The following is a 21499-nucleotide window of genomic DNA, read 5'->3' as shown; positions in this document are numbered from 1 at the left end:
GTCACTCGGGCGTCAGCCCGGACTCCTCCATCATGTGGTCGCCCAGCATCTTCGACAGTTGCGCGCGAAACCGCGCCTCGTGCGCCGGATCATCGGGATCGTGCCCCAGTTCCGCCAGCCACGCCCGCCCGCCCAGGGCGAACCCGTAGGCCGCGGCCGTCCCGATCAGCGCCACCGCCTCGACGCGGGCGCGGTCAGGCCCGCGGCGCCCTTCGAGGGCCTCGCGGATCCCGGCCTCGATGGAGTCGATCAGGTCGCGCAGCTTCGGCCGGACCTCTCCCCGGTAGTCGCCGTGCATCTCGGCCCACGCGAACAGCCGCAGGTACCGCCGGTCCGCCAGCGTGTCGAACAGGACGTCCATGATCCCCGCCGCGGTCGGCACGCCCTCCTCCTCGGCGATCCGCTCGCGGACGCGCCGCTCCATCCGGTCGTTCTCGGCCGCCAGCACCTCGTGGACCAGCGCGGTGTAGGTGCCGAAGTAGTGCGTCACCAGACCGTGCGCGACCCCGGCGGCCTCGGCGATCTGCCGCAGCGTGACGCTGTCGGGGCCCCGCTCCACGATGAGCCTGGTCGCCGCCGCCAGCAGTTCCGCCCGCGCCTCGTCCGGGCTGCGCCGACGCCGTTTCTGCTTCACGAGCACCACCGTTCGTTGGCCATCTGGCCGAGAATGTAGGCGCCGCACCGTCCCCGTCGCCACCGCCGCACGCCGGCGAGGCCCTAGGACTCGTCGGCCGTGCAGGCTTCGGCGATGCCCTCCAGCCAGGCCCGGATGTTCTCGCGCTGCTCCTCGGTGAAGGCCGCCTCCAGGTCGGCCTCGCGGCGGGCGACGGCGACGCGGGCCTTGTCGAGCAGGGCCCGGCCCTCCTCGGTGATGTCGATCCGCTGGGTGCGCCGGTCGCCGGGGTGCGGCCGCCGCTCGATCAGGCCGTCGCGTTCGAGCCCGGCGAGCATCTCGTTGGCCGACTGCCGCGAGCTCGACACCTTCCGGGCGATGTCGGCGTTCGACAGCCCCGGGTGGTCGTGGACGATCATCAGGGTGGCGTACTGGGGCGTCGAGAGCCCGAACTCCTTGAGCTCCGCGCCGATCGCGGTACGCATGCCGAGCCACGCGCTGCGGACCAGGAAGGCGAGCGCGCCCTCAGCGAACATGTACTTTCCCACCCGCCCAACTCTCCCATGCCCGAGGGATTGACAGGTTCCTGACGACTTTGCGATGCTCCCTCCATACCGTCAAGAACCTGACAAATAGCCTACCTCCGTAAAGGCATGCGATGACCGGAACCCGGCAGCGACTGATCCTCGCCGTCCTCGTCTTCTCCCCGCTCGTCATCTGGATGGACAACACCATCCTCACCATCGCGTTCGTCCGGCTCGCCGACCCCGAGCGCGGGCTGGGCGCCTCGCCGGGCGAGCTCCAGTGGGCCGTCGGCTCCTACACGCTCGTCTTCGCCACCCTGATGTTCACCGCCGGGGTGATCGGCGACCGCGTCGGGCACCGCACCGTCCTGGTCGCCGGGATGGTGGTCTTCGGCCTGGCGTCGGTCTGGGGCGCCTACGCGAGCAGCCCCGCCGAACTGATCGCCGCGCGCGCGGCGATGGGCGTGGGCAGCGCGCTCGCGGTGCCCGCCACCATGGCGATCCTGACCTGGGCCTTCACCGGACCGGCCCGCGCCTCGGCGTTCGGCGCCTTCAGCGTCTCGGCCGGGGTGGGGCTGGCGATCGGCCCGGTGCTCGGCGGCGCGCTGCTCGACCGTTTCTGGTGGGGCTCGGTGTTCCTGGTCAACGTCCCGATCGTGGTGGTGGCGCTGGTCGCCATCTTCTGGGTGGTGCCCGACTTCCGCAGCCCGCGGCCGCGCCGCCTGGACGTCGCCGGGCTGGTGCTGCCCACGATCGGGCTGGCCGCGCTGGCCTACGGCCTGATCCGGGCCGGGCAGGTGGCCGCGTGGGTCCGCTGGGACGTGACGGCCCCCATCGCCGCCGGACTGGTCCTGCTGGCCGTCTTCGTGCTGGTCGAGCTGCGCATCGGCCACCCCAGCTTCGATCCCCGGCTGCTGGCCCAGCGGGTCTTCGGCGGGGGCAACGCGGCGCTCGGCCTGCTGTTCCTGGCGATGACCGGCAGCACCTTCTTCGCCGCCTTCTACCTCCAGGGCGCCCGCGACTACTCCCCGCTGGCCGCCGGGCTGGCCGGGGGCCTGCCCGCCGCCCTGGGCGTGATGCTGGGCGCTCCCCTGGCGACGCGACTGGTCGCCCGCTCCTCCGTCCGGAGGGTGGCGGCCACCGGGCTCGCCGTCTCCGGGCTGGCGATGGGCGGCTGGAGCCTGGTCGGCCTGCACACGCCGCTGGTCTGGATCGAGGCGCTGTCCTTCGTCCAGGGCCTGGCGATCGGCACCGTGATCGCGCCGGTGAGCACGGCCGTCATGAGCGTCCTGCCCCTGGAGCGCGCCGGGGCGGGGTCGGCGGTCAACAACACCGTCCGGCAGACCGGCAGCCTCCTGGGCATCGCGGCGGGCGGGACGATCATGTCGATCGTCTACCGGCGCGGCATCGAAAGCGACCTGACCGCGCTGCCCGGCCAGGTCCGCGAGCAGGCGCGGGTCTCGGCCGAGCAGGCCCGGCACGTCGCGGCCACCACGAACCGTCCCGACCTGGTCGAGGCGGCCGACCGGGCCTTCATGCACGCGATGCACGTCGCCAGCCTGTGGATGATGGCGATCGCCCTCGCCGGAGCCGTCGTCCTGGCGTTCGCCTTCCGCCCGGCCCGCTCCGAGCGACCGGCCCCCGCTTCGGAGCCGGAACGGGACGAACGCGCCGCCAACCCCGTATGAGGGGTGCTTAACCAGGCGGGATGTGCAGTAGGAGGTTGGGGGACCCGGTGCCCGGCCGGGTCACCTTTCCGGGGGTGGCATCGGCAACGATCTTCTGGGCGATCCGCTCGGGGGTGAGGCCGGGGTCGGCGGCCAGGTGGATGGCCGCGGCCCCGGCCACGTGCGGCGACGCCATGGACGTTCCACTGATGGTCCTGCTCGCGCTGTCACCGGTGTGCCAGGCGGAGGTGATGCCGCCACCGGGGGCGAACAAGTCCAGGCAGCGGCCCCAGTTGGACGTGCTGCGCCGGGCGTCGTCGCTGTTGGTGGCCCCGACCGTCATGACCTCGGGGATGTTGGCCGGCCCGACCCGGCAGGCGTCGGTGTTGTCGTTGGCCGCCGCGGCGACGTAGGTGTACCCCTTGGCCACCGACGCCCGGACGGCGGCGGTCAGCGCGGTGCTCCGGGAGGTCTTCACGCTCACGTTGACCACGGCGGGCCCGGTGGAGTTGGCCGCGACCCAGTCGACCCCGCCGAGCACGCTGGAGCTGGGCCCGGTACCGTCGCAGCCCAGCACCCGGACGGCGACGAGCCTGGCCTTCTTGGCCACTCCGTAGCGGGTGCCGCCCGCCGTCGCGGCCACGTGGGTGCCGTGCCCATTGCAGTCGCTCGCGTCGGCGTCGCCGTCGTACAGGTCCCTGCCGTGGGACGCGCGCCCGCCCAAGTCGGTGTGCGAGATCCGGATGCCGGTGTCGATCACATAGATCCGCACGCCCTCGCCGGTCCCGTTGTAGGTGTAGGACTTCGACAGCGGCAGGTCGCGCTGGTCGATCCGGTCCAGGCCCCAGCTCGGCGGGTCGTCCTGGCGGTCGGCGGCCGTGGCGACACTGTCCTCCTCGACGAAGGCGACCGCGGGGTCGGCGGCCAGGCGGCGGGCCTCGTCCCGCGCCAGCGCGGCGGCGAAGCCCTTGATGGCGGTGGAGTAGGTGCGCGTGACGGCTCCGCCGTACCGTCCGGCCAGGCCCCGCGCCGTCGGGGCGACGCCGTCCGACCGCAGGCTCCGGGTGTCCTTCAGCACGACGATGTACCGGTTCGGGATGGCGCCGGGGCCGGCCGTGACCAGCGTGCCCTGCGGGGGCGCGGCGAGGGCCGTCCCCGTCGAGGCGGTGAGCGCGGCGGAGGCCAGGCCGATGACCAGGGCGCGAGTGTGTCGTCTCATGGGTCGAAGGTGCGGCGGAACCGGGCCGTTGTGGGGCGAGCCGTGCCAGTGACACCAATGGGCCAGGAACCCGGACCATAAGCCGACAAACTGCTAGTTCGATAGACATAACGGGCGCCGTACGGGTGCCAATTCACGGAACAGCAAGCGTCTGGACGGACCGCCGAACCGGTGGGCCAGCGGCTGACCTGCGCAGATGGCAAAGGCTCTATTCACTGAATGCCGCCGGGCCGGTACGCGCGGCCATTGACAGGGCGGCCACGGCAAGTAGCTTTCCGTTCACCGTGGGCCCGCGGATCCGTACCGATCTCCACCTCGTCCTCCCCCACCGAGAGGAAGACCGTTCGTGATCCCTCACAACAAGCGGCGCCGGATCGTCTCCGGCACCGCGGGCCTGGCGTTGGTGCTGGCCGCACTGGGTGCGGCACCGGCGCACGCTCGCAAGGAACCCGCCTCCGCGAAACCGATCCCGCAGGCCCCGGCCGCGGGAGCGGTCGTCCCGCAACTGTCCGAACCGGGCACCTACACCCGGGCCGCCGCGGTCTCCGGGACGGCGTCCCGCCAGGTGTGCGGCACCGGGGCCAAGTGGCTGCGGCTGCGCTTCACCGAGCTCGACCTGCGCGGCGCCGACAGCCTCACCGTCACCGGCTCCTCCGGTCTCAGCCAGCGCTTCAGCGGCCAGAAATGGCGCGACCGGGTGTTCACCACCCGGGCCCTGCGGGGCGACTGCGTCACCGTGCAGCCCAAATTCGCCGACCCCGCCAGCACCTACGCGATCGACGGCTTCCAGGCCGGGAGCCGAAGCCTGGACCAGGCCGAGACCGTGGTCGCGGGAGCCGGCGACATCTGCGGCAGCGCCTGCGCCGACACCGCCAAGGTGATCACCAATATCAACCCCGCCGCGGTGTTCACCGCCGGCGACAACGCCTACGACAGCGGGACGCTCGCCGAGTACAACGGCGCCTACAAGAGAACGTGGGGCCCCTTCCTCGGCAAGACCTACCCCACACCCGGCAACCACGAGTACAGGACCAGCGGAGCCCAGGGCTACTTCGACTTCTACGGCGCCCGGGCCGGTGAGCGCGGCAAGGGCTGGTACAGCTGGGACATCGGCGACTGGCACTTCGTCGCGCTCAACAGCAACCTGTCGATGAGCGCCGGATCGGCCCAGGAGCAGTGGCTGCGCAAGGACCTGACCGCCAACACCAAGCCCTGCACGGCGGCCTACCTGCACCATCCGCTCTACAACGTCGGCAACCACGGCGCCGCCACCGCCACCCGCCCGCTGTGGAAGGCGCTGTACGACCACAAGGCCGACCTGATGATGGCCGGTCACGACCACAACTACCAGCGCTGGACGCTCCAGGACCACCTGGGCAACGCGGATCCGAAGGGCATCCGGGAGATCCTCGTCGGCACCGGCGGCAAGAGCTTCTACTCCCTGGGCTCCAGCAGCCCGGCCAACCTCCAGGCCAAGAACTCCAACACCCACGGTGTGCTCAAACTGACCCTGTCGAGCACCGGCTACAAGGCCGACTTCGTGCCGATCGAGGGCCGGGAGTTCACCGACCACAGCTCGGCGACCTGCCACAGGGCGGGCCCGACCGAGGCCGACTTCGGGATGAGCGCCGAACCGTCCGGCCTGACCGTCGCCCCCGGCGCCTCCGGCACCTCGACGGTGAAGGTGTCCAGCGTCAACGGGTTCTCCGGCGACACCCGGCTCAGCGTCTCGGGCCAGCCGTCCGGCGTCACCGCGACGGTCTCCCCGTCGTCGGTGAACGTCCCGGGCGGCGGCAGCGCCGACGCCACGCTGAACGTTTCGGTACCCGCCGGGACGCCCGACGGCGCCCACACCCTGACCGTGACCGGGACGTCCGGCACGCTGACCCGCACCGCGAAGATCGGGCTGACCGTCGGCAGCGGGCCCCCGCCGGGCTTCACCGACGACTTCGAGGCCGACAAGGGCTGGACGGTCAACCCCGGCCGGACCGACACCGCCACCAGCGGCGCCTGGGAGCGGGGCGACCCCGAAGAGACCGCCGAGTCGGGCGTCAAGCAGCTGGGCACCACGCCCAGCGGCACCAACGCCCTGGTCACCGGCAGGCTCGCCGGATCGGGGCCGGGCACCCATGACGTCGACGCGGGCATGACCAGCGTCCAGTCGCCGTCCTTCGCCGTGCCCTCGGGGCCCGGCGCCACCCTGAAGTTCTCCTACAACTTCGCGCACCGCGACAACTCAGGCCCCGACGACCATCTCCGGGTCAAGGTCGTCGGCTCGACCACCGCCACCGTCCTTGAGGTGAAGGGCACCTCCGCCACCGACCTGGACGGTTCGTGGAAGGCGGCGACCGCGGACCTGTCGGCCTTCGCCGGGCAGAACGTCCGCCTCCTGGTCGAGGCGGCCGACAACGGCACCGCGAGCCTCGTCGAGGCCGCGATCGACGACGTGAGCGTCCAGACCACGCCGTCCTGACCGGGCACCGGGGGCGTGGCACCGCTGGCCGCGCCCCCGGCACCCCAGGTCCGTGCCCTCCCCTGTTCCAGAAGGCGAGCCGAGCCGTGTATCTGTCCAACATCCGGGCCACCGGCACGGGCACCTCCCCCGCCATGCGGCGTCCGTCCGGGCGGGTGCCCGCCACCGTTGTCGCGCTGGGCCTGGTCAGCTTCTTCACCGACGTCTCGTCGGAGATGGTCGCCGCGTTCCTGCCCATGTACCTGATGTACGGCCTGGGCGCCGGCTACGTGCATCTCGGGCTGCTCGACGGCCTCTACACCGGTGCCAGCGCGCTGCTTCGCCTGGTCGGCGGCCATGTGGCCGACCGGTCGGCGCGGCCGAAGGCGGTGGCCATGGCGGGCTACGGCCTGTCGGCCGCCAGCAAGCTGCTGTTCCCGCTGGCGGGCGGGATGATGGGCGGCATCGGCACGGCGGTCGCCGTCGACCGGGCCGGGAAGGGCCTGCGCACCGCCCCTCGGGACGCGCTCATCACCGCCGCGGCCCCGCCGCACCAGGTCGGGGCCGCCTTCGGGGTGCACCGGGCCCTGGACACGGCCGGGGCGCTGCTCGGCCCGATGCTGGTCTTCGCGCTGGTCGCGGGCATCGGGCAGGCCTATGACGCGATCTTCGTCGCCAGCTTCTGCCTGGCCATGGTCGGGCTGATGATTCTGATCTTCTTCGTCCGGGATCGGAAGGTCGAGCCCGGCACCCGGCCGCGCGTCCGGCTCCGGGACGGAGCGCGTCTGCTGGCACGGCGCCCGCTGCGGCGCGCCGTCCCGTGCGCCGCGCTGCTCGGGCTGGCCACGGCGGGCGACGCGTTCGTGTTCGTCGCCCTGCAGCGGCAGTCGGGGCTGGGCGTGACGGCACTGCCGCTGCTGCCGCTGGGCACCTCGCTGGTCTTCCTCGCGGCGGCCGTCCCCGCGGGGCGGCTCGCCGACCGGATCGGCGGCTGGAAGGTGTTCCTGGCCGGGCACGTCCTGCTCGCGGCGGCGTACGCGCTGCTCGCGGGCGCGTCCGGCGGGGTGGCCATGGTGGCGGGCGTCCTGCTGCTGCACGGCCTGTTCTACGCCGCCACCGACGGAGTCCTGATGGCCTACCTCGCCCCCCGGCTCCCCGAGCACCTGCGCGCCAGCGGACTGGGGATCACCCAGACCGGCCAGGCCATCGCGCGGATGGGCGGCGCGATCGGCTTCGGCGTGCTGGCCACCGGCTGGGACCTGCGGGTCTCGTTCCTGGTCTTCGCCACGCTCCTGGCCGCCGGGCTCCTGGTGGCGTGCGCGTTCCCCCCTAGCCAGAAGGAGCAACCCTCACCATGAAAGCCTCCCACCGCGCGATCGCCGGGTTCGGCTCGATCGTCGCCCTGCTGTGCGCCGGCGGCGGCTACGTGACCTGGGCCATCGCCGAGAACCAGGGACCGGCCGCGTCAACCGTGCCCGCCGCCGCCCCGCCGGGCAGCCTGCTGTTCCTGGACGGCGGCCGTGATCTCGCCCAGGTGCCGGTCGGGCGGGCGGGCGCTCGTCCCGTCCATCGCGGCCTGGCGTGCCTGCGCTCCTACACCGCCCGCGGCACCACGATCTGCCTGCGCCCGGTCGCGATGCCCGCCGGTTTCGAGGCCGTGTTCCTGCGCGGCGGCAAGCGGCTCGCCGAGCCCGTCCGCATCGACGGGACGCCCAGCCGGGCCCGCGTCTCCGCCAGCGGACGGCTGACGGCCTGGACGGTGTTCCGCTCCGGCGACTCCTACGACCCCGGCGCGTTCGCCACCACCACCGGCATCTACGACACCGCGAACCGCAGGCTGCACGGCTCGCTGGAGGACTTCGCCGTCACCGTGGACGGCCGCCCCTACCAGCGCGAGGACCGCAACTTCTGGGGCGTCACGTTCGCGTCCGACGACGAGACCTTCTACGTCACCATGAGCTCGAACAAGAAGATCTGGCTGCTGCGCGGACGGCTGTCGACGCGGACGCTCACCGCGATCGGCCGCGACGCCGAGTGCCCGTCCCTCTCCCCGGACGAGACGCGGCTGACCTACAAGAAGCGCGTGGGCGAGCACTGGCGCCTGCACGTGCTGAACCTCCGGACCGGACACGAGACCCCGCTCGCCGAGCGGGCCGAGGTCGACGACCAGGCCGCCTGGATCGACGACGCGTCCGTCGCCTACGGGCGCTCGGCCGGTGGACGGCCGTCCCTGTTCGCCGTCCCGGCCGACGGCACCGGCGCGCCGCGCCTGCTCCGCCGCGACGCCACCTCACCGGCGATCCAGCGCTGAGCGGCTCAGTCCCATTCCCAGTCGACCCCGTGCAGGCCCGGCTCGGGATCGAACAGGACGTATGTCGCCGTACGGGCGCCGAGCCACAGATCCTCGGCGGTGGTCTTCGGGTGGGCGATGGACGGTTGGAAGAAGGCACGGCACCGCGCGGGCAGCGCCGCCTGGTCGAACGTGACCTCCAGGCTGAACTCGCGCGTGCCGTTTCCCACCCGGTGACGAGAGTGCGGGTCCAGATGACCGGGCGGGTAGCCGAGCCGGTACTCCACCACCGTCCGCTCCCCCATCGCCAGGGGCCGGTCGAGGATCATCTCGTGCACCTCGAACCCGGTCTCCGCGTCGCTCCTGATCCGGCCGGGACGCCAGCCGCGCACGTCCTCGATGACCGGGCCGCGCACCCCCGCCGTGCGGAAGCGGTGCACGATCAGGGCGCGCCGCACCTGCTCGCACCGCGCCTCCAGCACCATCTGCATGATCATCATGCGGGTCTGCCGGTGCGCGTCCAGCCGCTCGCGCACGCTGCGCCGCCGCTGGAGCAGGTGGGTGAGGTGCTCGGGCCCCGCCTCCACCTGCGCGAGCACCCGCAGCGCGCCCTCGGGTCTGGCCCAGGAAAGGTCCGGCCGGGGCGGCTGGGCGGGCACCTGCGCGCTCCACCGGCCACGGGGGCGCGGCGGTCCGAGCAGGCCGGTCAGCGAGCCGTCGGGGACGTCCAGCACCTCTTCCAGGACGCGCACGGCGCGCACCGATTCGGCCCTCTCCGGCTGCGTGCGCCCGGACTGCCAGTAGCTCAGCGTCGTCCTGCTCAGCGAGATACCCCGGTCGCCCAGGCGGTGCTGGAGCCGGTCCAGGCTCAGGCCGCTGGCCTGGATGGCCAGCCGCAGCGCCATGCTGAACGGCCCGTCCTCCAGCGCCTGGACCAGCGAGTCGCGCGTCGTGCGGCTGTTCACCATGGGCTCCTCACAGCCAGCCGTTCCGCGTCGCCGCGACCGCGAGCTGGAACTTGCTCGCCGTGGCCGTCAGGGCCATCAGCTGTTCCAGCCTGCGGTAGAACGTCCTGCGGCTCATCCCCAGCGTCTCGGCCGCCCGGGTGTCGCTGACACCGGCGTGCAGCAGCGCCAGCAGCCTGCGGTCCTCGGCTCTGATCGTCGTGGGGGTGTCCGCCATGTGCAGCGGGACGGCGACGTTCCAGCAGATGTCGAACAGGCCGATCAGGGCCTCCAGCAGGCCCCCCGAATAGACGATCGTCAGCACCGGGTCGGGACCGTCCGAGGGCCGCGCCATCCAGGCCAGGTCGCGGTCGAGGATGGTCATGTTCACCGGCAGCTCCACCGCCACCCGCGCGAGCTCCCCGGCGTCCACACAAGGCACGACGTTGCCGGACAGATAGCCGGGCTGCTCCAGGCTCTCGCGCGAATACACCACCCGGTAGACCACCCCTCGCTCCAACTGCTCAAGCTCGGCCCGGTTGACGGTGCCGAACAGGTGCGGGGGCCGGTCGAGCCTGCGGATCTCATGCCGGACGCTGCCGACCAGCTGCCGGATCCGGGGTTTCACCGCCGCCCCGGTGACCACCTCGACCGGCGATTCGACGTCCTTCTTCCACGCGGTTCTGCGATGGGTTTCGAATGCCTGGCCCACGGCGATCCTGGCCCGCTCCACCTCGGCCTCGCGATGCCGCACCAGCGCGCCCAGGCCCACTTCCGGCATCACGGCGCGAAATTCCCTCTCTTCACCGCGCCCCACCAGCCCCCAGGTGGCCAGTTCCTTCAGCGCCGAACGCACCCTTTCCTCGCGAAGCCCCAGCGCGTCGGCCAGGTGGGCGTCGGTGGACCGCTGCACCGCGAGCAGGTGCCCGTACACCCGCGCGGCATTCTCGCCGAGCCCGAGGAGAACGAGCTGACCGAACAGATCATTCCGCTCCACATGGTAACCATAAGTTAATGCACCGTCCATGTAAAAGACGGCTCCAATTCATTCGCGAATGTCACGGAAATGTGACCGGACCCGAACACAACACATCCGGCAGGACAATTGCCCGCTTCCCCACGCAGGCGATTTCTGCCAACGGATGACCCGCCCTCCGGGCGTCCAGACCAGCCGAGGCTCGGTTGACGAGATTGGCGACGATCACTGTCCGCATGCGGTCGGGTACGGGCCGGATGCGGTCGGGGCGGGGTGGTGACCTTTGTCCCCGGGCAGTTCGGGGGCATGGACGAGTACCAAGTGGTGGAACAGGAGTTCAACAAGGAGCATGCCCAGGAGCTGACCCTGGCGGGTGGCGACCTGGGTGCGGGGCCGGGGCCGACGACGCCCGCGCGGCTCATCCGGTACCGGCACGACTGGGGCAACTGGAAAGGGTTGCTCATCATGCGGCTGAACATGTGGCACGACATCCGGCCGGACACGGTGATGATGGTGTCGGCCAGCGAAGGGCTCGTCGGCGGCGACACCGTCGCGGGCAAGTTCGTGGGGAACGCCAAGTACACGGTCCACAATGTCGCCACCCGATCGGGCGGGGTCGACATCCGGGTGGAGATCGCGTGGGACAACCCGATCAACCTGCAGACCGACTATCTGGCGGTGCTGTTCTGACCCGGTCTGGCGGCCGGCCGGGGCCGGCCGCCGGGTTCGGTCAGCGGCGGACGTCCACCCAGACCAGGCGGTGGTCGGAGCTGGGGAACGGATAGGTGCCGGTGAGGCGGGCGAGCGGGCTGGACGACGGCGGCCAGAAGACGGCGCCGCGCACCGCGCGCAGCCCCCGGGACGGCAGGACGTAGTCGACCCGCAGGTTTCCGGGTGCGGTGTCGGCGAAGTCGGCGGTGTCGTAGCGCGGGTCGCCCTTGTGGGTGAGGTTCGCGCCGCCCTGGAGCGTGGTGGCTTCGGGGGCTCCGGCGCTCGGGGGCGCGAAGGACGCGTTCACGCGGCGGTTCGACAGCAGCTGGTGGATCGCGTGGTCGTAGCTGTCGCCGTCGGCGGGGTCGGCGTTCTGGTCACCGGCGATGACGAACCGGGCGCCGGGGGCCAGGCCGCCGCGGCGGCCGCGGTCGTCGTAGATGTAGCGGCCCTTGGAGGGGCTCACGTAGTCGGCCCAGAGCCGGATCTCGTCGTGGTTGCGCCGCCCGTTGCGGTCTTCGGGGCCGTCGAAGGACGGCGGCGTCGGGTGGCTGGCCAGGAAATGCACGGTGCGGCCGCGCACCTTGACCGGGACGTCCCAGTGGCTCTTGGACGACAGGCGGAAGTCCTTGAGCTCGGGGCGGCTGTACCAGCCGTCGGGGAGCACGGCGCCCGGCATGTCCTTCCAGCGGAACTTCTGGAACGTCCGGACGCGCTTGACGTCGATCGGGTGCCGGGAGTAGACGACCATGCCGTACTGGCCCGGGAAGAAGCCGTAGCCGAAGGCGTCCTGGCCGTAGGCGTCCGAGCCGGGGGTGGTGACGGTCTTGCCGTCGTTGTTGAGGTCGTGGCCGGACGCCACGCCGGTGTTGCTGGGGGCGGTGTAGCGGTAGCGGTAGCGGATGGGCGCGGCGCCGTTGTGCCCCTTGGACAGGTAGTTGTCCTGGAAGAGGCGGGCGGCCGCGCCACGGCGGTCGTAGTCGAACTCGTTGACCAGCAGGACGTCCGGACGCGCCCGCTGGATGATCTCCGCGACGGTCCGGGCCTGCGCGTTGTCTGGGGTCGAGAGGTCGGTGACGAGCGCGCCCTCGGTGCCGCGGTTGAGCGAGGCGTTGAACGTGGCGAAGCGGACCTCTTGGGGACCGTAGGCGTGGGCGGGGACGACCGGCAGCGCCAGGACGGCCGCGGTCGCGAGGGCACCTGCACGGATCATGGGGGTTCCTTTCGGGCTAACCGCGGACATCGACGGCCAGAGCGTAGAGGCGGGTGGTCTGGGTGGCGCCGCCGTTGTCGTCGGAGACCAGGTACAGGACGCGGCGTCCGTCCCGGGTGTGGCCGCCGAGCGCCATGCCCTCGATGTTGTCGAGCAGCGGGTTGGGCTGGGGCTGCTTGGCGGTGGCGCCCGAGGGCGGGCAGGTCACGACGTCCACCAGCAGCTTCTTCTTGAGCGCGGTCTGGGGCAGGGAGGCCAGGGACGGGACGTCCGACACGTCCGCGGCCCCGGCCGTCGACGTCTGGTAGACGCGGACGGTGTTGCCGACCCCGGCGGTGAAGCCGCGTTCGAGTGCGAGCAGGCCCCCGTGGCGCAGCGCCACCAGTTCCACCAGGCCGAGGGCGGGGTCGGTCTGGTAGGCGTACTGGGCGGACGGCCGGTAGTCGCGGCCCGAGCGGCCGTCGTAGCGGATGATCCGCTGGCGGGGGCCGTCGGGAGACAGCGGCCCCTCCATGCCCGCGTAGAGCGTCCGGCCGTCCGGGGTGGCGGCCAGCGACTCGAACGTCTGGTTGCGCGCGGCCTCGCCCGCGGGCGCGACCCGGAACCGCGCGGGCACCGGGAGCTCGGCGCTCTGCCGCCCGTCCGACCTGGTGAAGCGGCGGATGGACGGCTCGGTCTCGGAGCTGGCGAGGATCGTCCGGCCGCTCTTCTCGACCACCAGGCCCTCGCCGTCGAAGTCGGCACCCGTATACGGGGAGCCGTCCGGGCGCTTGAGCGTCGTCACGTCACGCGGCACCACCCGCGGGCCGCCGTGGCCGAGCCGCAGCGAAAGGTCGTAGATCCGCGCCGGGGAGGTGCCGATGTTGTCCACGAGCGCCACGGCGCGGTCGGGACGGGCCAGGCCGAGCGCCGAAAGCCCGGCGATGTCGGTTCCCCGCAATTGCCTTTTGTCGAGCGCGTCGGAGAATCCCAGAAGGGACGCCGACGGCGAGCACACCGCGTCCGGACGGACCGACGCCTCGCCCGGAACGACTCCCCCGGCGCCCAGCACCGCCAGCCCGACCGCGGGGACGAGCAACCTACGTGACCACATGAACGACCTCCCGGAACGCATCGCCCGAGAGCCTACGACCGGGCGGAATCACCGGATCGAAGCGCGCATCGAACAGCAGATGAACACCGTTCCACCCGTTCATCTGGGTGAACAGCGAACAACGGTCCGTGAATGGGTCTGGTGCGGCCGCCAGAACGCGAATTACCTTCGGCGTTTGTGACCCAACTGAATCGCCGTGACGTCCTCAAGGCCGGTGGCGCCGGAATAGTGGCCGCGACCGTCGTCCCGGGCCTCGCCCAGGCCGCGCCCACCCCGTACTTCCGGCACGGGATCGCCTCGGGCGACCCGCTGCCCGACGCGGTCGTCCTGTGGACGCGGGTGACCCCGACCGCCGAGTCGCTGCCCGGCAGCGGCCAGGGTCCGGTCGTCCCGGTGACCTGGCAGGTCGCGGCGGACGCGGGATTCCAGCGGATCGTCCGGTCCGGCACCGTCGAGACCGGCCCGGAGCGCGACCACACGGTCAAGGTGGACGCGCGGGGCCTGGCGGCGGGCACGGCCTACCACTACCGGTTCCTTCTCGACGGCGTCGCCTCTCCCACCGGCCGCACCCGCACGGCCCCGGCCTACGACGCCGACGTCGCGGCCCTGCGGTTCGGCGTGGCGTCCTGCTCCAACTGGGAGGCGGGTCACTTCGCCGCCTACCGGCACCTGGCGGCGCGCGCCGACCTGTTCGGCGTCCTGCACCTGGGCGACTACATCTACGAGTACGGCGCCGGGGACTTCGCGGCGGGCGGGAAGGTCGTGCGGCCCAACGTCCCGGCGCACGAGATCCTCACGCTGGCGGACTACCGGCTGCGGCACGCCACCTACAAGACCGACCCCGACCTCCAGGCCGCCCACGCCGCCCACCCCTGGATGATCATCTGGGACGACCACGAGCTCGCCAACGACCTGTGGTCGGAGGGCGCGCAGAACCACGACCCCGCGACCGAGGGCACGTTCGCCGCGCGCAAGGCCGCCTCACGCCGCGCCTATGCCGAGTGGATGCCCGTCCGGTTCGGCTCCGGCGGACGCCTGTACCGGCGCCTGCGCTTCGGGCGCCTTGCCGACCTGACCCTGCTCGACCTGCGCAGCTACCGGTCCAAGCAGGTGACGGGCGTCGCGCAGGACGACCCCGCCCGCACGATCACCGGCGACGCCCAGATGGAGTGGCTCAAGGACGAGCTGACCGCCAGCCGGGCCCGCTGGCGGCTCGTCGGCAACTCCGTGATGATCAGCCCGGTCGCCCTCGGCGCGGTCGCCGCCGACCTCCTCGGCCCGCTGGCCAAGCTGCTGGGCATCCCGTCCGGCGGCCTGGCCGTCAACGGCGACCAGTGGGACGGCTACACCGCCGACCGCAAGGAGCTCCTGACCCACCTGCACGACAACAAGATCACCAACACGGTCTTCCTCACCGGCGACATCCACACCAGCTGGGCCAGCGAAGTGCCCCTGCACGCCGCCCGCTACCCCGTCGTCCCGCCGGTCGCCACCGAGTTCGTCGTCCCCTCGGTGACCAGCGACAACATCGACGACATCGTGAAGGTCCCGCCGCGCACCCTGTCCCTGCTCGCCGAGGCCGCCCTGGCCGCCACCAACCGCCACATCCGCTGGTCCGAGCTGGACTCCCACGGCTTCGGCGTCCTCGACGTCCGCCGCGAACGCACCCAGATGGACTGGTACTTCCTGGCCGACCGCACCAAACCCGACACCCCCGCCACCCGAGCGGCCTCCTTCGCCACCACCTCAGGCTCCCAACGCCTAACCCGCCTCTAGCCCCAATCAGAAGCCAGGAGGACTGGGTTCCAGGTCCGGTCCGGGCTCTTTCCTCGGGAGCGCGCACCACTTTACAGTTGAGGTGACTCTAGTCAGGCTCTCTGGGAGGTGGCGCCGTGGCACAGCGCGGGAACGGTCGCTCCGAGTGGGAGCGTCGTCAGGCGGCGGCTCGACGTGAAGCCGAACGCGCGACCCGGGAGAGAGCGCGTCAGGAGAAGGAAGCCGAGAAGCGCCGTAAAGAGCAGCACGTGGAGCAGCAGCAGAAGCTCGCCGACCGGCGGACGGCCGACGTCGAGCGGTGCGTGGACCGGCTGGACCGCGTCCTGACCGACGTTCTCCAGAAACGACCGCTGAGCTTCGACGACTTCATCGTGACACCGCGAATCCCGTCGTTCCAGCCCGGTCCACTCGCCCGCGCCGAGCCGGCGCCCGACTGGGCCGAGTACGAGCCGATCCCCCCAGGTGCGCTCGGCCGGTTGTTCGGCGGCGCTCATCGACACCGGAACGCTCTGGAGGAGGCGCGACAACTCCACGCCCGCGAACTGGCAGCGCACGCGCAGCGCGAGGCCCAACGGACCAACGCGCTTGCCCAGGCGCGAGCCGAGCACGACAGGCGCGTTCGCGAAGCCAACACGCAGGCGGACGCGGAGAACGCCCGGTTGCGACGTCAGCGATCCGACTTCGCCCTGGGAGAGCCCGAAGCCGTCGAGTGGTTCGTGAAACGGGTGCTGGGAGCGTCGAAGTACCCGGACAGCTTTCCCCAGCGCGCGCAAGTCGCCTATCGGCCGGAGAACCGCGATGTCGTGATCGAACTCGAGTTCCCGCCGACGACCGTGATCCCCGACGTCCGCGGCTACAGATACATCAAGTCAAGGGACGCGATCGACCCGCTCCCCCGGCCGACGGGCGAGGTGAAGAAGCGCTACGCGCAGCTCATCGCCCGCGTCACGCTCCGTACGCTGTTCGAGATCTTCACCGCGACGCAGCCCGACGTGGTGGAGGCGGTCGTCTTCAACGGCAGGCTCACCACCACCGATCGCGCAACGGGGAAGACGGTGCGTCTCCACCTGCTCAGCGTGGAAGCCGAACGTACCGACTTCGAGGAACTGGTGCTCTCCAAGGTCGACCCGGCCGCGTGTCTCAAACGCCTCAACGCGCTGGTCTCCCCGAACCCCTACGACCTGGAAGCCATCGAACCCTTCATCGACTTCGACCTGAAGCGCTTCCGGTTCACCGATGATATGGACGTCGTCTCCAGTCTGGACTCGCGCCGCAACCTTCTGACGCTGACACCGACCGAGTTCGAGCACCTCATCCGGCAACTGTTCGTCGCCATGGGCGCCGAGGCGTGGACGACCATTCCCTCCAAGGACGGCGGTGTCGACGCGGTGGCCACGAGCAAGAACATGTTCTTTGGCGGCGTCTGTCTCATCCAGGCCAAACGATGGTCCAACGTCGTCGGGCTGGAGGCCGTTCACGCGCTCACCGGCGTCATGGCCGACCACAACGCGACCACGGGCGTGCTGGTGACGACCTCGTGGTTCGGACGCGCCAGCGAGCAGTTCGCGCAGCGCAACCGCATCACTCTCATCAACGGCCCTGAGCTCAAACATCTGATCAAGGAACATCTGGCCTACGACGTCGTTCCCGGTGTCACTCCACCGCGCAGAGCCCACGCCTCTGACAACACCCAGACCGGACGCGCCGGTCCGAGGCAGTGATTCGTGCGCGAAAGCCCTGAGCGGGTCCCGACAGAGGCACCGCACCATGGGCAATGAATGCCCACATTGTGGACCAGGTGGCCTACAGTGGACGCTTCCGATCATGACGAGTAAGGCCGAGTAAGCACTCTGTTGCGGCAAAATCGTCGCGCATTCAGTCGGGTGGCCACGAACCAGGACGAAAGGGCTGGAATGGACCGTGAGCAGTTGGAGTGGTGTCTTCGACCACTGGCAGGCGGCGACACACTACGGCAGGAGCGTCTCACCCGGGACCTGCGAGATCACCTCCTCGAAAGCGACGAGCTCACCGTCCGGCTCGGAGCGGAGCCGTCCACCCCGGCGCCCGGGCACAAGGGCGGGCTGACCGGAGAACTGGCGCTCTGGGTCACCCTGGCTACGACCGGTGGCACGGTCACCTCGAAGGTGCTGATCACGTTGATCAGGGAATGGAGCCTGCGAGAGCGCCAGCGGAAGGTCGAGATCAACGTCAAGGGCGACACGATCACCCTCACCGGCCGACCGGACGAGTCACAGGAACGACTCGTCCGGGAATTCATCGACAGGGTCGACAGGGAACGCGGGGCGGGGTGACCCCGCCGGTACGCCGCCGAGCGCTGCTGATCGGCAATGAGAAGTACGACGACGGCCGCTTCGCCGGGCTGCCGTCCGCGCGCGCCGACATCTGGCACCTGCGGCAGGTCCTCGAGCATCGCAGCATCGGCGCCTTCCTGTCGGTCCGGTCGCTTCTCGACCTCACCACCGACGAGATGCGCTACGAGATCACTGAATTCCTCGACGACTGCGGTGAGGACGAACTGGCCCTGCTGTACGTCTCAGGGCACGGGACCCGGCTGATCCAGACGGGCGGCGAGTTCCACTTCATCACCAGAGACACCGACTTCGAGCACATCGCCGAGACAGCGGTGAGTTCCGGCTTCGTCAACGAGGCTCTCGAACAGTGCGCGGCGCCGCAGAAGGTCGTCCTGATCGACTGTTGCCGCAGCGGCGGCTTCGCCGTCGGCCTGCGCACGGTCGATGCCCCTCGGCCCGGCCGGGCGAAGTCGGGCGACGGAGCGCCGCTCACCAGCCGCGGCGTCTACGTGCTCTCGTCATCACGGGCGGGCGAGGACTCCTATTCCGGAGCCGAGAGCGCCGAAGGCGCCGCTCCCTCATTGTTCACGGCGGAGATCGTCGAGGCACTGCGTACCGGAAGGGTGGGCAAGGACGGCACGGGCGAAGTTTCGATCAATGACCTTTTCGAGTACGTCAACCGGCGGATGCGCTCCCACGGCGCGCGGCAGATCCCGGTGAAGTCGGCCCACGGCGTCGATGATCGCATCATCATCGCCAGTTGCCCGCTCGGTGCGGCACCCCGGCTGGTTCCGCTCACCCGGAGCACGCCCGCGGCTCACACGTCGACCGCTCCGCCCGCGGCGCCGAAGGCCGCCCTGTCCCAGCCGACCTGGTCCGACCTCCTGAAGTATTACCGGGAGTGTGTGATGTCGGACGTCGCGGAGCCGCCGCTCATGGCGGTCGAGGATCGCGGCGCTTCGTACGTGTGCGTACCCGGCTCTGAGCCGTTCCTGTCCGGCGACGCGGGGCCCGACCAAGGCGTTCCCCTGCCTCCGGGAGGAGCCGAACTCGTCCAGGCCGCCGTCGAGAGTGAGGCCGAACTTTGGGCGGGCTACCCCGCGGTGGTCGTCCACGGTCCGGCGGGTACGCGAGACGCCAGGTTCGCGCCGCTCCTGGTGCGCGCGGTCGAGGTCGTCCACGAGGAGGACGAGGTCCGGCTCAAGCCTTACGGGCCGGTCATGCCTCATCCGCAGTTGGCCAGACAACGGCTCGGGGCGGAGGACGCGCAGGCGCTCGCCGAGACGTACCGGCCGTCCTGGCACGCGGGTCAGCACGACCGGCTGGCTGTCGACGTCCACCATCTGCTGACGCAGGAGTACGAGCTGCCCTTCGTCCAGGAGCCGAGGCCCGACCAGCTCGAAGAGCACATCGACATCGCCACACCCGGAGACGGTGCCCGGAACGCCGCGGTGCTCTTCGTTGTCCCTCGAAAGGTGAGCGCGACAGCCAAGCTCCTCAAAGACCTGTCCGACATCGAGGTCAAGGCCGCCCAAATCAGCATCACCGCGCTCGAAGCACTGTCTCCATCGCCCGCGGAACGGTCCGAGCCCGCGCCGGAACGCCGTCCGGAGGCGGTACGCCTGGTCACCCCGCTCCCCTGCAACGAAGCCCAAGCCTCGGTCATGATCGCGGCGATGACCAGGCGCCTCACGGTGGCGACGGGCCCTCCCGGCACCGGCAAAAGCCAGCTGGTCGCCAACCTCGTCGCGACCGCCCAGGCGGCCGGAGAGAAAGTGTTGGTGGCCTCCACCAACAACGAGGCGGTGGACGAGGTGGTCAGGCGTTGCGAGCAACTCGCCGCCGGCAGCATCGTGCGTACGGGCTCCAGTCGGCATCACGACAAGGAGGCCGCCGCCCTCACCACACTGAGGACGCTCGACGAGCCCCACTCCAACAGTGCGACGGCGAACGCCCGCCTGGACATGACGGTCGACGCTCTCGGAACCGTGCGCCAGACACTCGCCCACGTCGCGCTCACGGAGTCGCGTCTGTACCGGGCCGGTCGAGCACGTGAGGCACACGCCGACGAACTCGGTCTCCCCGTTTCCCAGCTCGTCGATCTTCTGCGGTCGGCGGGGCCGCCCGAGGCCCTCGCGCGCAAGGTCGCCCGTACGTCCGCGGCGAGGTTCCTAGGTGATTGGCGGCGCAGGCGTCTGCTCGGGCGCCTCGGCATCGAGGTCCCGGCCGCCGGGGCCGGGCCCGCCTGCGACTCCCTCGCCGTGTTCACCGAGACCGAGGTCTCCTGGCGAGCCGAACAGGCGCGCCTGGCGTCCTCTCCCGGCGATGACCAGTTGAGCACGGCTCTAGAGAAGGCGGAGGCGCGCGTACGCGAAGAAGCCGGGGCACTTCTCGAAAGCACCGTCCGCTCCGCGGCGCGGTCCGGACGACACCTCCTCAATGAACTGGTGCGAGCGAGGCAGTCGAGCGACAGTGATTGGCGCGTCCTGCGTCAATCACTTGCCGCCGCGCGCGCGTGGGCCGTGACCAGCCTGTCCGCACGCCGCTTCCCGCCTCAGCCCGCGCTCTTCGACCTCGTGATCATCGACGAGGCCAGCCAGTGCGCGATCCCCCACGCCCTCCCACTGCTCTTCCGCGCGCGCCGCGCACTGATCATCGGCGACGTCATGCAGCTCCCGCACATCGTGAGCATCACCCCGGAGCGCGAGACGCGGATCCGCCGCGAGACCGGTCTCCGATCAGACTGGCTGGAGAAACACCGCCTCGGGTTCAGGCGTCACTCCGCCTTCCATGCCGCGGAGCGATCGGCGGGCGGCAGTCTCCTTCTCGACGAGCACTATCGCTGTCACCCCGACATCGCCGAACTCACCAACCGCCAGTTCTACGACGGCGGCCTGACCGTTCTCACCGACGTGCGCGACCGGCCTTCGCTGTCCGGGCACCCGGCGATCGTCTGGTCGGACGTCAAGGGTCGCGCCACTCGTCCCTCCTCGGACAAATCGTGGGTCAACCGCGACGAGCTCGACAAGGTCCTTGCCTCCGTCCGATACCTGCTGGACAAGCTTCCCGCCGACACCACGATCGGCGTCGTCACTCCCTTCAGGGCCCAGGCGGAGGCGGTCAGGCAAAGGCTCGGTCCCGCCATCTCACGCGTCCGCGTCGGCACCGTCCACGTTTTCCAGGGTGGCGAGCGCGACGTCATGATCTTCTCGCTCGTCGCGGCGGAGGGAATGCGCTCCGGCACGATCCGCTGGGTCGAACGGCAGCTCAACCTGTGGAACGTCGCCATCACCCGTGCCCGTTCACATCTGATCGTCGTGGGCGACGCCGACCTCTGGCTTCGGCAAGGCGGAATCGGAGCCGCCCTCCATGAGGCCGCGCAGAGCCGGGACAAGGCGTCTTCCTTCCCCGGCTCTGTCTCCGGCGACCTTTCCGCGCGTCTCTTCAAGTCCCTGTCGACGCTGCATCCTGAGGCCACGGTCGAGCTGGACGTCACCGTGAACGGGCATCGTCTGGACGCCCTTCTGCGCGGCGCGGACCGCGACACCGCTGTCCTTCTGGATCCCGGGCCACCCGAAGGCACCGACGCCGCTCGTCACCTCCGCCTGATGCTCCGCAGGCGCGACCTTCTGACCAGCGGCGATGGCGAGCACCCCGCACACCGTCTACCAGCCTGGAAAGTCTTCGCCTGACCATGCTCCTTCCCTGA

At 70.9% G+C, this 21499-nt stretch carries 16 protein-coding genes; 9 read left to right on the top strand and 7 right to left on the bottom strand.

The window, feature by feature from the left end:
* Nucleotide 1: 1 nt before the first annotated feature.
* Both ACQPY4_RS09555 and ACQPY4_RS09550 read right to left on the bottom strand, forming a co-directional pair.
* The gene (locus ACQPY4_RS09555; protein ID WP_433334599.1) at nucleotides 2–634 is read right to left on the bottom strand and encodes a TetR/AcrR family transcriptional regulator; all 633 of its coding nucleotides are present in this window, start codon (nucleotides 632–634) and stop codon (nucleotides 2–4) included.
* A gap of 83 nt (nucleotides 635–717) precedes the next feature.
* A complete protein-coding gene (locus tag ACQPY4_RS09550) occupies nucleotides 718–1149 on the bottom strand; it encodes a MarR family winged helix-turn-helix transcriptional regulator (RefSeq protein ID WP_433334597.1) in 432 nt (143 codons plus the stop codon).
* Nucleotides 1150–1271: 122 nt separating this feature from the next.
* On the opposite strand from ACQPY4_RS09550, the gene ACQPY4_RS09545 reads away from it, so the two are divergent.
* Nucleotides 1272–2825, top strand: a complete 1554-nt coding sequence (locus ACQPY4_RS09545) for an MFS transporter (RefSeq protein WP_433334595.1) — start codon at nucleotides 1272–1274, stop codon at nucleotides 2823–2825.
* 7 nt (nucleotides 2826–2832) lie between these two features.
* Here the strand turns inward: ACQPY4_RS09545 and ACQPY4_RS09540 are convergent, their stop codons facing one another.
* Complete coding sequence (locus ACQPY4_RS09540) at nucleotides 2833–4023, bottom strand: S8 family peptidase (RefSeq protein WP_433334593.1); 1191 nt, start codon at nucleotides 4021–4023, stop codon at nucleotides 2833–2835.
* A 346-nt stretch (nucleotides 4024–4369) separates the two neighbouring features.
* Here ACQPY4_RS09540 and ACQPY4_RS09535 point away from each other — a divergent pair, with 346 nt between their 5' ends.
* The 3 genes from ACQPY4_RS09535 to ACQPY4_RS09525 all read left to right on the top strand — a co-directional run bounded on the left by ACQPY4_RS09535 (nucleotide 4370) and on the right by ACQPY4_RS09525 (nucleotide 8786).
* Complete coding sequence (locus ACQPY4_RS09535) at nucleotides 4370–6496, top strand: metallophosphoesterase (protein ID WP_433334591.1); 2127 nt, start codon at nucleotides 4370–4372, stop codon at nucleotides 6494–6496.
* An 86-nt stretch (nucleotides 6497–6582) separates the two neighbouring features.
* Entirely contained in the window at nucleotides 6583–7833 is a 1251-nt protein-coding gene (locus ACQPY4_RS09530) for an MFS transporter (protein WP_433334589.1), read from the top strand.
* Nucleotides 7830–8786, top strand: coding sequence for a TolB family protein (locus tag ACQPY4_RS09525; protein WP_433334587.1), 957 nt, complete (start codon nucleotides 7830–7832; stop codon nucleotides 8784–8786). Before ACQPY4_RS09530 ends, ACQPY4_RS09525 begins: the two co-directional genes overlap by 4 nt.
* Before the next feature lie 5 nt (nucleotides 8787–8791).
* Here ACQPY4_RS09525 and ACQPY4_RS09520 read toward each other — a convergent pair whose 3' ends face one another.
* A complete protein-coding gene (locus tag ACQPY4_RS09520; RefSeq protein ID WP_433334585.1) occupies nucleotides 8792–9733 on the bottom strand; it encodes a hypothetical protein in 942 nt (313 codons plus the stop codon).
* Nucleotides 9734–9740: 7 nt separating this feature from the next.
* On the bottom strand, nucleotides 9741–10706 hold the full coding sequence (locus ACQPY4_RS09515; protein ID WP_433334583.1) for a helix-turn-helix domain-containing protein: 966 nt from the start codon (nucleotides 10704–10706) through the stop codon (nucleotides 9741–9743).
* A 255-nt stretch (nucleotides 10707–10961) separates the two neighbouring features.
* On the opposite strand from ACQPY4_RS09515, the gene ACQPY4_RS09510 reads away from it, so the two are divergent.
* Complete coding sequence (locus tag ACQPY4_RS09510) at nucleotides 10962–11375, top strand: hypothetical protein (protein WP_433334581.1); 414 nt, start codon at nucleotides 10962–10964, stop codon at nucleotides 11373–11375.
* A gap of 40 nt (nucleotides 11376–11415) precedes the next feature.
* On the opposite strand, the gene ACQPY4_RS09505 is transcribed toward ACQPY4_RS09510, so the two are convergent.
* Both ACQPY4_RS09505 and ACQPY4_RS09500 read right to left on the bottom strand, forming a co-directional pair.
* Entirely contained in the window at nucleotides 11416–12609 is a 1194-nt protein-coding gene (locus ACQPY4_RS09505) for an endonuclease/exonuclease/phosphatase family protein (protein WP_433334579.1), read from the bottom strand.
* A 16-nt stretch (nucleotides 12610–12625) separates the two neighbouring features.
* The gene (locus ACQPY4_RS09500) at nucleotides 12626–13702 is read right to left on the bottom strand and encodes an esterase-like activity of phytase family protein (protein WP_433334577.1); all 1077 of its coding nucleotides are present in this window, start codon (nucleotides 13700–13702) and stop codon (nucleotides 12626–12628) included.
* Between the two features lie 177 nt (nucleotides 13703–13879).
* Here ACQPY4_RS09500 and ACQPY4_RS09495 point away from each other — a divergent pair, with 177 nt between their 5' ends.
* The 4 genes from ACQPY4_RS09495 to ACQPY4_RS09480 all read left to right on the top strand — a co-directional run bounded on the left by ACQPY4_RS09495 (nucleotide 13880) and on the right by ACQPY4_RS09480 (nucleotide 21482).
* On the top strand, nucleotides 13880–15478 hold the full coding sequence (locus ACQPY4_RS09495) for an alkaline phosphatase D family protein (RefSeq protein ID WP_433334575.1): 1599 nt from the start codon (nucleotides 13880–13882) through the stop codon (nucleotides 15476–15478).
* Nucleotides 15479–15594: 116 nt separating this feature from the next.
* A complete protein-coding gene (locus ACQPY4_RS09490; protein WP_433334573.1) occupies nucleotides 15595–17199 on the top strand; it encodes a restriction endonuclease in 1605 nt (534 codons plus the stop codon).
* Nucleotides 17200–17391: 192 nt separating this feature from the next.
* On the top strand, nucleotides 17392–17790 hold the full coding sequence (locus ACQPY4_RS09485; protein ID WP_433334571.1) for an effector-associated constant component EACC1: 399 nt from the start codon (nucleotides 17392–17394) through the stop codon (nucleotides 17788–17790).
* A complete protein-coding gene (locus ACQPY4_RS09480; protein WP_433334569.1) occupies nucleotides 17787–21482 on the top strand; it encodes a caspase, EACC1-associated type in 3696 nt (1231 codons plus the stop codon). Before ACQPY4_RS09485 ends, ACQPY4_RS09480 begins: the two co-directional genes overlap by 4 nt.
* Nucleotides 21483–21499: the final 17 nt, after the last annotated feature.

It is taken from the genome of Spirillospora sp. CA-294931, from assembly GCF_050946795.1.
GTDB lineage: Bacteria > Actinomycetota > Actinomycetes > Streptosporangiales > Streptosporangiaceae > Spirillospora.
Note: the sequence above shows the minus strand (reverse complement) of the source record. Positions and strands in the feature narration are given on the sequence as shown.

What these genes read in the sequence shown, in the direction of transcription:
- ACQPY4_RS09525 (WP_433334587.1), top strand. Translation starts at nt 7,830, where the DNA reads ATGAAAGCCTCCCACCGCGCGATCGCCGGGTTCGGCTCGATCGTCGCC.
- ACQPY4_RS09545 (WP_433334595.1), top strand. Translation starts at nt 1,272, where the DNA reads ATGACCGGAACCCGGCAGCGACTGATCCTCGCCGTCCTCGTCTTCTCC.
- ACQPY4_RS09540 (WP_433334593.1), bottom strand. Translation starts at nt 4,023, where the DNA reads ATGAGACGACACACTCGCGCCCTGGTCATCGGCCTGGCCTCCGCCGCG.
- ACQPY4_RS09520 (WP_433334585.1), bottom strand. Translation starts at nt 9,733, where the DNA reads ATGGTGAACAGCCGCACGACGCGCGACTCGCTGGTCCAGGCGCTGGAG.
- ACQPY4_RS09500 (WP_433334577.1), bottom strand. Translation starts at nt 13,702, where the DNA reads ATGTGGTCACGTAGGTTGCTCGTCCCCGCGGTCGGGCTGGCGGTGCTG.
- ACQPY4_RS09505 (WP_433334579.1), bottom strand. Translation starts at nt 12,609, where the DNA reads ATGATCCGTGCAGGTGCCCTCGCGACCGCGGCCGTCCTGGCGCTGCCG.
- ACQPY4_RS09550 (WP_433334597.1), bottom strand. Translation starts at nt 1,149, where the DNA reads ATGTTCGCTGAGGGCGCGCTCGCCTTCCTGGTCCGCAGCGCGTGGCTC.
- ACQPY4_RS09485 (WP_433334571.1), top strand. Translation starts at nt 17,392, where the DNA reads ATGGACCGTGAGCAGTTGGAGTGGTGTCTTCGACCACTGGCAGGCGGC.